Source organism: Rhizobium sp. P2_G2 (assembly GCF_056403555.1).
In genome coordinates, this window is sequence record NZ_JBFUFF010000017.1 from 55,608 (window position 1) to 69,798 (window position 14,191).

Sequence of the window (14,191 nt, forward strand, 5' to 3'; positions counted from 1 at the left end):
CGACGGCGTGGAAGTACCACGCCGTCGAGATCGGTTCAAGCTCTCAGAACAGCCCTTCGATCTGGCCCAGCTCATTGAGGAAAATCCGCTCCGATGACGGCGACTTCGGCAGGCCCGGCATGGTCATGATCTCGCCGGTGATGACGACGATGAAGCCGGCGCCGGCCGACAGGCGCACCTCGCGCACCGGCACCGTATGCCCCTCCGGCGCACCGCGCAGATTGGGGTCGGTCGAGAAGGAGTATTGCGTCTTGGCCATGCAGATGGGCAGGTTACCGTAGCCCTGGTCTTCCCAGGCGCGCAACTGGTCGCGGATCGACTTGTCGGCAATCACTTCGCCGGCATGGTAGATGTCCTTGGCAATGGTCTCTATCTTGCGGAACAGCGGCATGTTGTCGGGATAGAGCGGCGAGAATTGCGAAGCACCGGATTCGGCGAGCTGCACCACCTTGTTTGCCAGGTCCTCGATGCCGGCGGAGCCTCTTGCCCAGTGTCGGCAAAGGATGGCCTCGGCGCCAAGCGTGGCGACATAATCCTTGATCGCCTGGATTTCGCCCTCGGTGTCGGAGATGAAATGGTTGATGCCGACCACCACCGGCACGCCGAATTTCTTGACGTTCTGAATATGCCGGCCGAGATTGGCGCAGCCGCGTTTCACCGCCTCGATATTCTCCTGGCCAAGATCGTCCTTCTTGACGCCGCCGTTCATTTTCATCGCGCGGGCCGTTGCGACGATGACCGCCGCATCCGGCTTGAGGCCGGCCTTGCGGCACTTGATATCGAAGAATTTCTCCGCCCCCAGATCGGCGCCGAAGCCGGCTTCGGTGACGACATAGTCGGCGAGTTTCAGCGCCGTCGTCGTGGCAACCACCGAATTGCAGCCATGGGCAATGTTGGYGAACGGGCCGCCATGCACGAAGGCCGGATTGTTTTCGAGCGTCTGCACCAGGTTCGGCTGCATCGCATCCTTGAGCAGCACGGTCATCGCCCCATCTGCCTTGATGTCACGGGCAAAGACGGGGGTCTTGTCGCGGCGATAACCAACGATGATGTTGCCGAGCCGCTTTTCCAGGTCCTTGAGGTCCATCGACAGGCAAAGGATCGCCATCACCTCGGACGCAACGGTAATGTCGAAACCCGTTTCGCGCGGATAGCCGTTGGCGATGCCGCCGAGCGAACAGACGATGTGCCGGAGCGCCCGGTCATTCATGTCCATCACCCGGCGCCAGGCAATGCGGCGGATGTCGATATTCTGCTCGTTGCCCCAATAGATGTGATTGTCGAGCAGGGCCGAAAGCAGGTTATGCGCGGCGGTGATCGCATGGAAATCGCCGGTGAAGTGCAGGTTGATGTCTTCCATCGGCACGACCTGCGCATAACCGCCGCCGGCTGCGCCGCCCTTGACGCCGAAGCACGGGCCGAGCGAGGCTTCGCGAATGCAGGTGATGGCCTTCCTGCCAATGCGGTTGAGGCCGTCACCGAGGCCGACGGTCGTCGTCGTCTTGCCTTCGCCGGCCGGCGTCGGGTTGATGGCGGTGACGAGGATCAGCTTGCCGTTCTTCTTGCCCTGCTGGGCGGCGATGAATTCCGCGGAAATCTTCGCCTTGTCATGTCCGTAAGGGAGGAGATGTTCCGCCGGTATTCCCAGCTTCGCCCCGATCTCCATGATGTTCTTCTTGTCTGCCGCACGCGCGATCTCGATATCGGATTTCACCTCAGCCATGCCTCGTCGCCTCCCAACGAACTTGCATTGATCGCACGGAGCCTCCTCGCGCCGAGCGTATCGGAATAGAACCTGAGCCGTTTTGAAAATGCGCTGCCCGGTTCGCCGCCCGATGGGTCATTTGCGACATCAATCGCTCGATTGTAAAATCAAATCGTGCAAGCCGGCACGGAATTGCACTACATCAGGATGAAGTCCCGTGCCTTCGGAAGCGGTGGCAGGTTCGTTTCGCCGAGCGCTTCGCGAACATTGATCTCGATGGTTTCCGCCATCGCCGAAAGGGCAAGCCCGTTCGGGATATCGGCAAACGGCTCTTCCAGATGAACGCTCAACGCATCGAGCCCGAAAAAGGTATAGGCGACCAGGACGACAGCGAGCGGCGTCGCCCAGCCAAGCGAATCGGCAAGCCCGAATGGCAGGAGAATGCAGAACACATAGGCCGTCCGATGCAGGAGCAGCGTATAGGCGAACGGCACCGGCGTATTGGCAATGCGCTCGCAAGCCGCCTGCACCAGGCCCATCCGCCCGACCGTTGCGTCGAGCGTCTGGAACAGCATGTCGCTGAGCACGCCGGCAGCCCTCAGCCGGGCGAGTTCCATGCCGATCAGCCTGAGAATGGCATCGGGCCGATTGCGTGCCTCGGCGACGAACGTGGCATCCTCACCCTCCAGCCAATCCTTCGGGCCGGACCGGCTCTCGGCAGCCGGACGCAGATGTTTGGCAAGCGCCCAGGTAAAGGCGATGACCAGCCGGTTGAGCCGCTCGCGCGCTACGCCGCCGTCAACCTCTTGCAACACCAGAGTCTGGCGGGCGAAATTGCGGGCAAGGAAAATATGCTCGCCCCATTGCTTGCGCGCCTCCCACCATCGGTCGTAACAGGCGTTGTTGCGGAAGCCGAGAAAGATCGACAATGCAATGCCGACCACTGCAAACGGCGCTCCTTCGAACACCGGCAGCGCATGCGGCCATTGCCGGTGCACGAAGATGACGAAAGCCGCAAACATCGCCGCGACTGCGATCTGGCCGATAATGTCGGGGACGATCGAGCCACGCAGGATGAAGAAGAGTTCCAGGGCATTCGGACGGGGGCGGACGATCATGGAGCGGCCTTCTGTGTTGCACATCCCCGTCATAGAGCAGGATTTGTGCACGCCATAGAGACAAACTCGAGAGAACGCTCCAGGGAACTCGCGGACCTTTTCCGCTGAGGAAAGGCGGCCCGTGCACCATCGTTGTTGCGCGAGCCGCCATCAAACAGAAAATTGGTGTCCCCGCCTGGGAATTGAACCCGGATCGGCTGCGAACTGAGCAGCTGCTCTTGCATTGAGCTACAAGGGACGTGAGGAAATCTTTATCACGCCACCGCCCTTCGCCAAGCATATCGTTAAAATGCGGTTAAGGATTAGGGTTAACCAGCCGCGCTTCGCCGGCGTGCCTCAGAAAGGAAGGCCGGCTCTCGCCGGCCTTCCGATCGATCACTGCTGCTCCAGCGCCGGCGCACTCGGCGTCACCTGCACCGGTTGCTGCCGGTTGAGTTTGTCGGACACCAGCATTGACAGCATCATCTCGACGAGGCCGTTCGCCCCACCCTTCTCGCCGCCAGCGCCACCGATCTGGATCTGCGGCACGAGCGGCAGGCGGCCGTTTTCGATCGCTTCGGCGAAGCGCATCAGCACCTGGGCGTTGAGCTGATAGTCCGGGCCGCCGAAGGCCTCGACCTTCTTCTCGGTCGCCTCGGCTTCTGCGAGACCCACGGCGCGCACCTTCTCGGCATCGGCAAAGCCCACGGCCTTGATGCGCTCGGCGTCGGCAAACGCGATCGCCTTGATGCGGTCGGCCTCGCCCTGGCCGCTCAGCCGCACCTTTTCGGCCTCGGCCTTGGCGGTCACCTGGATCGTCTCGGCCTGCTGGCGGGTACGGGCGAGCTGGGCCTTGCCCTCGTTCTCGCTGATCTCGATGGCCAGCGACGAAGCCGTGATCTTGGTCTGCTGCTCAGCCAGCGCCTGCTTTTCGCGCAAAGTACGCTCCTGGATCGCAGCGGCTTCCTGCAGCTTATAGGTCTCGACTTTTTCCACGGCGATCTGGCGCTCGCGCAACTGGATCAGGATCTGCTCTATGCCATTCTGGCCGTTGTCGGCGCGCGGCGTGCCAATCAGCACTTCCTGCAGTTCGAGGCTATAGGTGGCGAATTTCTCGCGCATTTCCTCGCCCGACGTGCTCTGGATCTCGCTGCGCTCCTGCAACAGCTCGATCAGAGTCTTCGTCTGGGCGATGTTCTTGAAATAGGCAGAGACCATCGGATCGAGCGTCTGCTCGACCAGCCGCTTGATATCGCCGAAGCGCTGCACCACCAGCGGCGCCTTCATATAGTCGATATGAACGACGACGGAGAGCGGCAGCATCGGCTCGAACGCATCCCTGGTGATCAGCGATACTTCCGACAGGTTTTCGTCGAGGCGATGTTCGCCGAACTGTTCCCGCCTCCATTTCAGCACGAAGTTGGTGGTCGGCACGACGACGATATTGCCGGCATAGGTGTTGAAGGCATATTTGCCCGGCAGCAGCGGCTGCGACCAGACACCACGATCGCCCATCTCCACCAGTTCGCCATGGCGATAGGACTGGCCGGAAATATCCGGACCGCGACGGCCGGTATAGGAGACGACCACGCCTACCGTGCCGACGTCGATGATGGTTTTTTCGACCAGCTCGACAGTGACGAAGATGCGGTTGAGGAAATACGAGCCGTCGGCGAGCACCTGCAGCTGGCGTCCGCGATAACCACCGGCTTCGAGGAATTTTTCCGGATCCTGGAAATTGTTATGGAAGTTCGGGTCCTTCGGGTCGTTGGCGACTGTCGGCGCGATGATCTCGCCGTCGGGCAGCGCCGGACCGTCATGCACCGTGACGACACCGATCATGTCTTCTGCGTCATGGATCACCACCGGCTGGAAGCCTCTTCGTTCAGAGATCATCAACGACATGTCGCTGAACAATTTCTGCTCCGTGGAGCTAAGATTCACCGCATAGGTCGATTGCGCCGTCAGGACGATGAACTGGGCAAGATTGATGGCATAAGTGCCTTCTCGCAGGATCTTGCGCTGCGGACCCTTCTGGCCGCCCTTTTCCAAAAAGCCGCGCGTATCCTGAAAATCATCGGCGACGATATTGGACGCCAGCGTCTGCGTCGGCGGCAGGGCCTTGCCGTCACGGGCAAAGATATAGCCGATCTGGCCTTGCGGAATGGTCACCAGGTTGGCGCGATGAATCGAATACTGGAACGGCATGAAGAAGTGCAGGCCGCCGCGCAGGACTTCCGGCTGGAAGCCGGCCTCGCCGCGCAACGCAATAAAGCCGCTCTCGACCGAGCCACGCGCGCTCCAGAGCTTTTCCAGAATGCCGAGCCTGTCGTTCGGGATGTAGCGGACGATACCGCTCCAGCGGAACAGGACCGCCAGAACAACGATCAGCACGACCACCTCGATGAGCCGCCACTCGGTAGGGCCGATAGATTGCAGGACTTCCATGAATTTCTCCTATGGGCACGCGGGTCCATCCACCCGACAGCTACCCGGTTGTTGTTGTTGAAGATAAAACGGGGAAGGACGCGCAATTATGCGCATGGCGCGGTCAAAGGTCGCGCAATGATCAGACTGCGGAGGTTTGGGAAGATGTTGCGCGCGCCGCCGTCCCCTGGCGGAATTGCGCGCTTATTGTCTCACATCGGAGTTGCCTTGATAGACATAGCGAGAATGACGTAGGAACCGCCCCTATAGGTTTAAAGAGGTCGAACCGACGAAATCGAATAAGCCATTCCACTCATTCGCAGATTTCGAGCATTCAATTCTGCGAATTTACGTTCTTGTAGGCGGACTTTGCGGCGTCACGATCGTTTGCGGCTGCGGATTGCGCATGATGCAATTGGCCGCCGGCGCATCACCGCGGCAAAGCGTCGGGTCGGTGAGCAGATCGCTATTGCTGAGCTCGGTGATCAGATGCATGGCGAGCATTTCGTCGGGCGCCAGCCTGCGGATCTTGTCGGGCGTAGTCGACAGCATCGCCTTCAGCAGCGTCTTTTCCACGCCCATTTCATGGAAATAGCCGGTCAGCAGCGTGCGCGTCGCCTTGGGCAGCCGCGTGGTCGACTGCGTGCCTGCATTCTTGCGGCTCAGGATCTTGCGGCTGATGATCTTCTTCTTGCCGTCGATCAGCCGGTAACGCTCGCGATAGAACACCTGTTCGCGCTGATAGACGGTGGTCACTTGGTGCACGCCCGTATAGGACCACTCGCTGGAAAGCCGGCGCGCGCCGCCCGCCAGCACCAGCGGACAGGCCGACCAGCAGAAGGCGCCGGTGACCATGGCCATGCCACGGAACTCACCCTTTTGCGGGCTGTCGCCGATGCAGTCTGCATCGCGCGGCGAGCAATTGAAGAAACGCGTATAGCCGATCTGCACCGGGATATTGTTCTTGCGGATCAGACGACCCATCTCGACAGCCGACTCGACATTGCCGCCAGGCGAGATCAGGATCAACGGCAGATGTCGGTCTCCCATCTGCTCAAGAACCTTGCGGAAGGCCGACGGCGTGTTGGCGTCGATCTGGCCTTCGCCATAGATCCATTCCGGGCAATTCGGCTCGCAATAGCCGGCATTGCTGCGGACGATGGCAAAATACATCGGCAAGTCGAATGGGTTGGCCTGCTTGTTGTCCGCAGGTTGGCCTTCATTGGGCTGCCCAGCCGACACGGCGGGACTGGCCACAAGTGTCAGTGCCAGAACCAGGGCCGTCAGGCAGCCGGAAATCTGTTTCGTCAGTCTCGGCATCAAGAGAGGTTATACCGCTTCAAAAGCAAATCATCGTCGCGCGTGCCTAAAATGCGGCGATCGGGCGTCACATTCAAGACCTGCATTTGCAGTTGACGAATCGTGAGCGCAAGAGTGTGGGCGAGTGACTCCGCTTTGCAACAGCCTGCCATTGAACAAGCCCCCTACCCTCGCTAATTATGCCGCAGTGCAAACATTCGAAGGACTGCCGATGAAATCGCTCGAACTGCTCGTGGAACGCATCATCCTCTCCAGTCGCTGGATCCTGGTCGTGTTCTATCTGGGACTGGTCGCAGCGCTGGCGGTCTACGCCGTGTCCTTTGGCTATAAGTTCTGGAAAATAGCGCAGAACGTTTTCGTCTATGACGAGGCGGACATGATTCTCGCCATGCTTACACTGATCGATGCGGCGCTGGTGGCCAGCCTAATCGTCATGGTAATGATCTCGGGCTATGAGAATTTCGTCAGCCGCTTCGACGAAGAAGGCGAGTCCGACGTCTCCTTCCTCGGCAAGCTCGATTCCGGCAGCCTGAAGATCAAGGTCGCTTCTTCGATCGTGGCCATCTCCTCGATCCATCTGCTGCAGATCTTCCTCAATGCCAACCAGTACGACAACACCAAGCTGATGCTGCTCACGGGTATGCACATCGCCTTCGTGATCTCGGCTGTGATGCTCGGCATGCTCGAACGCATCATGTACTACATGAAGCCCAAGAGCGCCGATGCCAAGGTAGAGAAGCCGGACGAAGGACTTTCGGCGTGACCGGCCTCGCTGGTCAACCATGGCCAGATCAGCTGATGAGACGCATCCTGAGCGCTTTGGCGACCAGCTGGGTCCGGCTCGTGCAGTCGAGCTTTCTCAACGCGTTGTTCATATAGGCATTGATCGTGTGGTCTGAGAGCGACATGACCGCCGCGATCTCCAGCGAGGTCTTGCCGGTGGCGCTCCATTGTACGACTTCCAGCTCCCGTTCCGTCAATCCCATGGGGTCGCTCAGGGGATAGCGGGACCGGTCATAGGCCTGGACGAAATGCGCCGAAAGCATGGCGAGCTCGTTGATCTCCGCCTGCGTCAGCGGCGCGCGGTCGCCGTCGAACCTGAGCGCATGGCGCATCCCGTCGATGGAAAACACCGGAAAGACAACGCCGTGGCTGATACCGAATTGCCGGAGGAACGGCACGATGGCCGGCTCGACGCCGTGAATCAACAGGTTTTGCCGTCGTATTTCATCGAGCGACCACGTCACCGGCACCAGCGAACTGCGTGCCGTGTTGAACAGCTGAGAGGTGGGCAGCGGGTAAAGCTGATCGACACGCTCCCAAAATTCTCGCGGCATCGAGCTCAGCAAGATCAGCTTCGACAAGGAATCGTCGGTCTTCGACGGCATCAGCAGGAAGCTGGCATTCTTCATGTCGAAGGCCGTGCCTACCTCAAACAGCAGGTCGGAAACCGCCCCCTCCGGCACGCCATTGGCAAGTGCTGTATAAAGTGTGTCCCGCTGTCCGATGATCGCCCGTCCTATGCTCGCTGCCAAATTCAAGAAATGAAAATCAAGACCCTGCCGGCATCAGCATCTGCTGCAGAGACGACGAGTGTAGCTCGGAGCCCAAAGGACGTTTCGTTCCCATAACTCAATACGCCCTGGATGACATCGATAACGCGACACCATCTATCACATCTCCGCCGCGGCTGAGGCGCAATGGCGCAGAAGCAAGACAATAGACCACGTTTGGCTCCTGACACGACCGCCGATATGTCATCGCCAATGTAGTCATATCCGCCGTTGCTATCCAGCACGCAATCTGAACCTACTTTCCATACGCGGCGATTCTGATCAAGCATCACAGTTGGTCTTTGCGCCATTCCGGCCGCGTCCGTTCAAGTCAACGGCAGAAAGCCACTCGCAGCCGTCGGCTTGAACTGTCTGAGCGCTTTGCAATTCAACGGGGTGTTTTGGGTGAGCACGGCGGCGGCAATAACAACAGTTCGGTCGCCATCGGTGAAAATCGATCGCTGCTGTCCAGGTCAGATATGAATAACAACAATGCCCGGGCCCGCTTTGCGGCGGGCCCGGGAAATTTCTTGCTTTGATGCACTCCGAACCGTGGGAGCCGGTACGAGGCTCTGCTGTCCAACCCCTCAGACATCGAGCCTCGCCACCATCGGCTGTTTCTAATTACACAACCTCAAGCGGCCGTCTTGGCAATTTCCACCTCGCCGTAGATCGACTCCAGCGCCGAGAGCAGGGTTATAACCTGCGCCGAGTTGCTGGAATAATAGATCGTCTGCGCGTCCCGCCGCGTCTTGACCAGCTTCTGCGCCCGCAATTTGGACAGATGCTGCGACAAGGCGGACTGGCTGAGCCCCACCTGATTGGCGAGAATCCCCACGGGAACCTCTCCATTCACCAGATTGCAGAGAATCATCAGTCGCTTAGGATTGGCCATGGCGGACAATAGTGCCGCCGCAGCGCCGGAATGCTCCGATAGTTTCCTCATTTTCATGGCAAATACTTTCATCCACCCCTATTGAATGATCGTTCAATCAATCACCCCACGTTCTTGAAATTGAACGATAAACACTAACAAGGAGAAGACAGCCATGTACACTGCTAAATTTAATGTATATTCATTAGAATATTCGAATATGCAGCAATCACACCGCTTACATCAGCCAGAGTTTGTCCGAGCTCAAAACGTCTCAGATGCTCTCCACGCGCGAGGTCGACTCCTTCGGCATCCACACCAACAGCTCGCCAATCCCCTGTTTTTTCTTTGAAAAAATATTTTATCAGTGAAGCCGCAATACCCGCATCAGGGGAATTCATCTCCGCTAATAATTGCAACTCTTGATCAGCTATGTCATAAATGGCACGTGAATCAATTATTAAATCGGATGCTAAAATTCTGTATGCTTTTCCAAACCCGCCGTTCAAGCTGGCCGATTTTGGCACAAGCCTGAAGAAGGAAAAGTCCTGAAAATCGGCATAAAGACCTGATTTAGGGTGGCGCCGGAGAAACCGGGTACGAATTCGCGAATGTGATTCGGTGTCAGATTCCACGCGTTGGGCATCCGTCAGCACCGTCAGCCGCGGCCAGGCAAGCGGGTCGCCTTTGCCGGGTTCGCCGACCAGGAGCGAGCAGCGTGGATCAGCGAGCACTGCCCGGGTATGGACAGCGAGCGTCGAGGCAAGCATGACGGGGGTTCCATCGACATCGGTGCCGATGAGAACGCGGCTGGAAAACGGATGACCGGTCTCCGGTTCGAGCACCGCGAACGCGGCAAACCGCGCTCCACGCAGAAGTGTGCGCGCCAGCCGCCGTGCATCATCGTCGGTCGGGCGGATGACGGAGGCCGGTTTGTCGGGTTTCATGACGACCCTCCCGGCCTTCCGGCTTAATCTTTGGTGCGGTGCTGCGTCAGGCCGTTGACGACGTCCTGAGCCGAAATCGCGCCGATCAGCGTACCGTTGTCGACCACGCCGATGACGCCGGGCGTGCGCGACATGGCGTCGAGCACATCCTGGAGGCGGGCATGTGGCATCGCAGTGCCGGCGACCTTGGCGGACGGGTCAAAGTCCCGGCGCATGACGTCAGCCGCCGTCAGCATGTTGATCGGATTCATGTGCTGGACGAAATCGGCGACATATTTGTCGATCGGATTGCGCACGATGTCCTGCGGCGTGCCGCACTGGACGATGCGCCCGCCCTCCATGATGGCGATACGATTGCCGATCCGGAACGCCTCGTCGAGGTCGTGACTGACGAACAGGATGGTCTTCTTGAGCTTCCGCTGGAATTCCAGCAATTCGTCCTGCAGACGGGTGCGGATCAGCGGGTCGAGCGCCGAGAACGGCTCGTCCATCAAGAGGATCGGCGCGCCGGTGGCAAAGGCGCGTGCCAGGCCGACACGCTGCTGCATGCCGCCCGACAGTTCCTGCACCTTGCGGTCAGCCCACTTGGACAGATTGACGAGTTCAAGCTGCTCGCCGACCCGCTTCTTGCGCTCGCCATCCGGCACGCCGGCCAGCTCAAGCCCGAAGCCGACATTCTCGGCCACGGTTCGCCACGGCAAAAGCCCAAACTGCTGGAACACCATCGATACGAGATGCATACGCAGATCGCGCAATTGCGGCGCATTACACTTGTAGGGATTGGTCGAGCGGCCCGAGGCATTGACCTTCACTTCGCCGCGCACCACCGGCGCCAGCGCATTGACGGCCCGGAGCAGTGTCGACTTGCCGGAGCCGGAAAGCCCCATCAGCACCAGGATTTCGCCCTCTTCGATGTTGAGCGAGGCATTGGCCACGCCGAGCACCAGGCCGGTCGCGGCGCTGATCTCGTCGCGCGTCTTGCCCTGGTCGGCCATGGCCAGCGCCCGGTTGGCATTGTTGCCGAAGATGATCGAGACATTGTCGAACTGGATCGCGCTCATGTCGTCTCTCCTTCGTCAAAAAAGCGGAAGATACGATCGAGGATGATGGCCAGAATGACGATACAGAGGCCGGATTCAAATCCCATCGGCACATTCATCTGACCGAGCGCGCGCTGCACAAGCGTGCCAAGCCCGTCGGCGCCGACCATCGAGGCGATGACCACCATGGAGAGCGACAGCATGATCGTCTGGGTGAAGCCCGCCATGATCTGTGGCAGTGCATAGGGCAGTTCCACCTTGGTCAGCACCTGCATCGGCGCCGCGCCAAACGCCTGCGCCGCCTCGATCAGGGACGGCGGCGTGGAGATGATGCCCAGCCGCGTCAGCCGGATCGGCGCAGGCATGGCGAAGATGATCGTCGCCACCATGCCGGACACCGGACCGACGCCGAAAAGGATGAGTGCAGGGATGAGGTAAACGAAGGTCGGCACCGTCTGCATCAAGTCGAGGATTGGCCGAATTGCAGCATAGAACCATGGGCGACGCGCTGACAGGATGCCGACCGGCACGCCCACAAGCATCGAAATGAAGGTGGCGACAAGCACCAGGGACAAAGTCTGCATCGCTTCGAGCCAGTAGCCGAGATTGTAAATCAGCAGGAGCCCCAATGCCGTGAAGATGACAACGCCGATTTGTCGGCGCAACAACCAGGCTAAGCCGCAAAATACGACAATGATGAATGCCGCATAGAACATGGCCCAGCGCGATTCACCATCGAACGGCCCGAACAGAGCCAAAACCAACCAATTGTAAACGTCTGTGAAAACGACCGATATGAGATTGAACAGCCCAGCCAGATTATGGGTGATCCAATCAACGACAACTTTGGCGCCTTTGCCGACCTGGATCTTTCCATCATCGTCAAGCAGCCACGAGTGCAGCCATTCCATCCCTTACCCCTCAAAAATGTGTGACGGACAGGGGCGGCAAAGCCGCCCCTGAAGGCCGGATGATCACAGGCCGAGAGCCGACTTCACGGCACCTTCGGCGTCGCCGCCATCCTTGGTCGTCACGCCGGCGAGCCAGGGCTTGATGACATCGGGGTTCTTCTTCAGCCAGGACTTGGCAGCCTTGTCGCCCTGCATGCCGTCATCCATGATCTTGCCCATGATCTGGTTTTCCATGTCCAGCGTGAACGACAGGTTCTGCAGGAACTTGCCGACATTCGGGCACTGCTCGGAATAGCCTGCGCGGGTGTTGGTGAACACGGTCGCACCACCGAAGTCGGGGCCGAAAACGTCGTCGCCACCCGCCAGATAAGTCATCTTGAACTTGGTGTTCATCGGATGCGGCGCCCAGCCGAGGAAGATGATCGGCTTGCCGGCATTGTCGTATTTGGCGACCTGCGACAGCATGCCTTGTTCGGACGATTCGACCAGCTTGAAGCTCTTCAGATCGAACTTGTTGCCGTTGATCATGTCGAGGATCAGCTTGTTGCCGTCATTGCCCGGCTCGATGCCGTACACCTTGCCTTCGAGTTCATCCTTGTGCTTGGCGATGTCGGCAAAGCTCTTGATGCCGAGCTTGGCGCCGGCCTCATTGGTCGCAAGCGTGTACTTGGCGCCTTCAAGGTTGGCGCGCACGGTCAGCACGGTCTTGGCATCGGCAAACGGCTTGATGATCGGCGCCATCGACGGCATCCAGTTGCCGAGGAAGATGTCGAGCTGCTTGTTGGCCAGCCCCTGGTAGACGATCGGCACATCGAGGTCCTTGATGTCGGTCTTATAACCGAGCGCCTTGAGGATCGTCGTTGCCGTGCCGGTCGTGGCCTGGATATCGGTCCAGCTCACCTGGGCAAAATGAATGGTGCCGCAGCTCTCCGGCTCGGCCGCCTGAGCAACACCCACAAAGGCCGCCAGCGACATGCCGAGCGTGACTGTGAGTTTGGTGACGAAAGATGTCATTTAGGTTCTCCCTCTTTTGGTTGTCCTAGCCAACCACCAACGTGAAACAAATTCAAGCGAATTGGCGGCGTTGACGTGTTGATTAGCGACGCCACCATGCCGCAATCCCTCCCTGCGACAAAATTCCTGTAACGATCTTTACCGAAAACCGCCTGTGGATTGTGTTTTTGCAGTGGCTCTGCGACGCAATGCCCCTGTTGGCGATAACGCGGATGTGATTGATTATCGTCAACGGCCGCCGAGCATGTCGCCCGAACGTGGCCATCGGTTTCGGGGAACAGAGACATGTGCAAAACCAAAAATGACGAAGGAAATATCGTGAAAGCCCTCTGTCTTTTCTCTGCTCTGATCCTGACCGGCACGGCCAGCCAGGCGTTTGCCGACGGCGATCCCGTCAAGGGCGAGGCGGTTTTCCACAACTGCCGCTCCTGCCACTCCGTCGACGAAGGCGCAAACCGGATCGGCCCGTCGCTGTTCCACGTCGTCGGCCGGCCGGCCGCCTCGGCACCCAACTACACCTATTCCGACGCGATGACCGCCTTCGGCGCCGCCGGTCACAAATGGGACGAAGCAACGCTGACCGCCTATCTCACGGCGCCTCGCGACTATATTCCGGGCGTCAGGATGGCTTTCACCGGCCTCAGGAAATCGCAGGATATCGTCAATCTGATCGCCTATCTGAAGAATCCGAAGGCGGTGAAATCTGGCTGGTAATGAGGCCTGGAGGAGTCTTCATCCAAAAAGCAGGGACGATCGAAGAACTTGGCCTGTTGGTCCGTCCCAGGTCTGAGCGATGGCCACGACGCACCGGAATGTTCGAGGGACAAGACATGATGACGCCACGGAGACTTCTTCTCGCGGCCGGCCTGCTCACGGCTGCCRCACAGGCACATGCGGGCGGCGATCCCAATCATGGCGAAGCGATGTTCGATAGGCGCTGTGCGGCCTGTCATTCCATCGAGAAAAACCTCAACCGTGTCGGCCCGTCACTCTACGGCGTGATGGATCAGCCGGCCGCAACGCTTCTGAGTTTCCAACATTATTCCGACGCGATGCGCGCATTCGCCGCAAACGGCGTCAAATGGGACGACGGGACCTTCGCGGCCTATGTCAGGAGCCCGCGCAGACTGGTTCCCGGCACCAACATGACATTTGCCGGCTTGACGGACGACAAGGATATTGCCGACATCATCGCCTTTCTGCGCGCCACCAATGCGCGGCAATAGCCGTTCAAAGCCGCGGAAGGAGATCAAAATGAATAATCCCTTCCCCTTGCGCGTTCTCCGACCGTCACCAAATCTTA

General features: G+C 59.2%; 13 protein-coding genes and 1 tRNA gene. 3 read left to right on the forward strand and 11 right to left on the reverse strand.

The window, feature by feature from the left end; genetic code table 11:
• Nucleotides 1-43: 43 nt before the first annotated feature.
• From AC1D06_RS15280 to AC1D06_RS15300, 5 genes are all read right to left on the reverse strand, one after another.
• The gene (locus AC1D06_RS15280; RefSeq protein ID WP_477986864.1) at nt 44-1,723 is read right to left on the reverse strand and encodes a formate--tetrahydrofolate ligase; all 1,680 of its coding nucleotides are present in this window, start codon (nt 1,721-1,723) and stop codon (nt 44-46) included.
• Between the two features lie 179 nt (nt 1,724-1,902).
• The gene (locus AC1D06_RS15285; protein ID WP_477986865.1) at nt 1,903-2,823 is read right to left on the reverse strand and encodes a bestrophin family protein; all 921 of its coding nucleotides are present in this window, start codon (nt 2,821-2,823) and stop codon (nt 1,903-1,905) included.
• 163 nt (nt 2,824-2,986) lie between these two features.
• A tRNA-Thr gene (locus AC1D06_RS15290) sits at nt 2,987-3,062 on the reverse strand.
• A gap of 136 nt (nt 3,063-3,198) precedes the next feature.
• Complete coding sequence (locus AC1D06_RS15295) at nt 3,199-5,250, reverse strand: SPFH domain-containing protein (protein ID WP_477875540.1); 2,052 nt, start codon at nt 5,248-5,250, stop codon at nt 3,199-3,201.
• A gap of 327 nt (nt 5,251-5,577) precedes the next feature.
• Nucleotides 5,578-6,549: a COG3904 family protein gene (locus AC1D06_RS15300; RefSeq protein ID WP_477986866.1), complete on the reverse strand. Its 972-nt coding sequence runs from the start codon at nt 6,547-6,549 to the stop codon at nt 5,578-5,580.
• Between the two features lie 211 nt (nt 6,550-6,760).
• Between AC1D06_RS15300 and AC1D06_RS15305 the strand changes: the two genes are divergently transcribed.
• Complete coding sequence (locus AC1D06_RS15305) at nt 6,761-7,312, forward strand: TIGR00645 family protein (RefSeq protein ID WP_477875538.1); 552 nt, start codon at nt 6,761-6,763, stop codon at nt 7,310-7,312.
• Between the two features lie 28 nt (nt 7,313-7,340).
• Here the strand turns inward: AC1D06_RS15305 and AC1D06_RS15310 are convergent, their stop codons facing one another.
• The 6 genes from AC1D06_RS15310 to AC1D06_RS15335 all read right to left on the reverse strand — a co-directional run bounded on the left by AC1D06_RS15310 (nt 7,341) and on the right by AC1D06_RS15335 (nt 12,888).
• Nucleotides 7,341-8,090, reverse strand: coding sequence for a helix-turn-helix transcriptional regulator (locus AC1D06_RS15310; protein ID WP_477875537.1), 750 nt, complete (start codon nt 8,088-8,090; stop codon nt 7,341-7,343).
• A 646-nt stretch (nt 8,091-8,736) separates the two neighbouring features.
• On the reverse strand, nt 8,737-9,054 hold the full coding sequence (locus AC1D06_RS15315) for an ArsR/SmtB family transcription factor (RefSeq protein WP_477875536.1): 318 nt from the start codon (nt 9,052-9,054) through the stop codon (nt 8,737-8,739).
• 113 nt (nt 9,055-9,167) lie between these two features.
• The gene (locus AC1D06_RS15320; RefSeq protein WP_477986867.1) at nt 9,168-9,923 is read right to left on the reverse strand and encodes a HugZ family pyridoxamine 5'-phosphate oxidase; all 756 of its coding nucleotides are present in this window, start codon (nt 9,921-9,923) and stop codon (nt 9,168-9,170) included.
• Between the two features lie 23 nt (nt 9,924-9,946).
• Entirely contained in the window at nt 9,947-10,984 is a 1,038-nt protein-coding gene (gene choV, locus AC1D06_RS15325; protein WP_477986868.1) for a choline ABC transporter ATP-binding protein, read from the reverse strand.
• Nucleotides 10,981-11,874 (reverse strand): choline ABC transporter permease subunit, encoded by an 894-nt coding sequence (gene choW / locus AC1D06_RS15330; protein ID WP_477875533.1) that lies wholly within the window; start codon nt 11,872-11,874, stop codon nt 10,981-10,983. The genes choV and choW overlap by 4 nt, the downstream gene beginning before the upstream one ends.
• A gap of 63 nt (nt 11,875-11,937) precedes the next feature.
• Nucleotides 11,938-12,888, reverse strand: a complete 951-nt coding sequence (locus tag AC1D06_RS15335; protein WP_477875532.1) for a choline ABC transporter substrate-binding protein — start codon at nt 12,886-12,888, stop codon at nt 11,938-11,940.
• A 285-nt stretch (nt 12,889-13,173) separates the two neighbouring features.
• Between AC1D06_RS15335 and AC1D06_RS15340 the strand changes: the two genes are divergently transcribed.
• Together AC1D06_RS15340 and AC1D06_RS15345 are read left to right on the forward strand one after the other, a co-directional pair.
• Nucleotides 13,174-13,602 carry a c-type cytochrome gene (locus AC1D06_RS15340; RefSeq protein ID WP_477875531.1) on the forward strand — a complete coding sequence of 143 codons (429 nt, stop codon included), beginning with the start codon at nt 13,174-13,176 and terminating at the stop codon, nt 13,600-13,602.
• 116 nt (nt 13,603-13,718) lie between these two features.
• Entirely contained in the window at nt 13,719-14,114 is a 396-nt protein-coding gene (locus AC1D06_RS15345) for a c-type cytochrome (RefSeq protein WP_477986869.1), read from the forward strand.
• Nucleotides 14,115-14,191: the final 77 nt, after the last annotated feature.

Coding starts and splice junctions, on each gene's coding strand:
- AC1D06_RS15305 (WP_477875538.1), top strand. CDS start 6,761: ATGAAATCGCTCGAACTGCTCGTGGAACGCATCATCCTCTCCAGTCGC.
- choW (WP_477875533.1), bottom strand. CDS start 11,874: ATGGAATGGCTGCACTCGTGGCTGCTTGACGATGATGGAAAGATCCAG.
- AC1D06_RS15285 (WP_477986865.1), bottom strand. CDS start 2,823: ATGATCGTCCGCCCCCGTCCGAATGCCCTGGAACTCTTCTTCATCCTG.
- AC1D06_RS15315 (WP_477875536.1), bottom strand. CDS start 9,054: ATGAAAATGAGGAAACTATCGGAGCATTCCGGCGCTGCGGCGGCACTA.
- AC1D06_RS15340 (WP_477875531.1), top strand. CDS start 13,174: ATGTGCAAAACCAAAAATGACGAAGGAAATATCGTGAAAGCCCTCTGT.
- AC1D06_RS15320 (WP_477986867.1), bottom strand. CDS start 9,923: ATGAAACCCGACAAACCGGCCTCCGTCATCCGCCCGACCGACGATGAT.
- choV (WP_477986868.1), bottom strand. CDS start 10,984: ATGAGCGCGATCCAGTTCGACAATGTCTCGATCATCTTCGGCAACAAT.
- AC1D06_RS15295 (WP_477875540.1), bottom strand. CDS start 5,250: ATGGAAGTCCTGCAATCTATCGGCCCTACCGAGTGGCGGCTCATCGAG.
- AC1D06_RS15335 (WP_477875532.1), bottom strand. CDS start 12,888: ATGACATCTTTCGTCACCAAACTCACAGTCACGCTCGGCATGTCGCTG.
- AC1D06_RS15300 (WP_477986866.1), bottom strand. CDS start 6,549: ATGCCGAGACTGACGAAACAGATTTCCGGCTGCCTGACGGCCCTGGTT.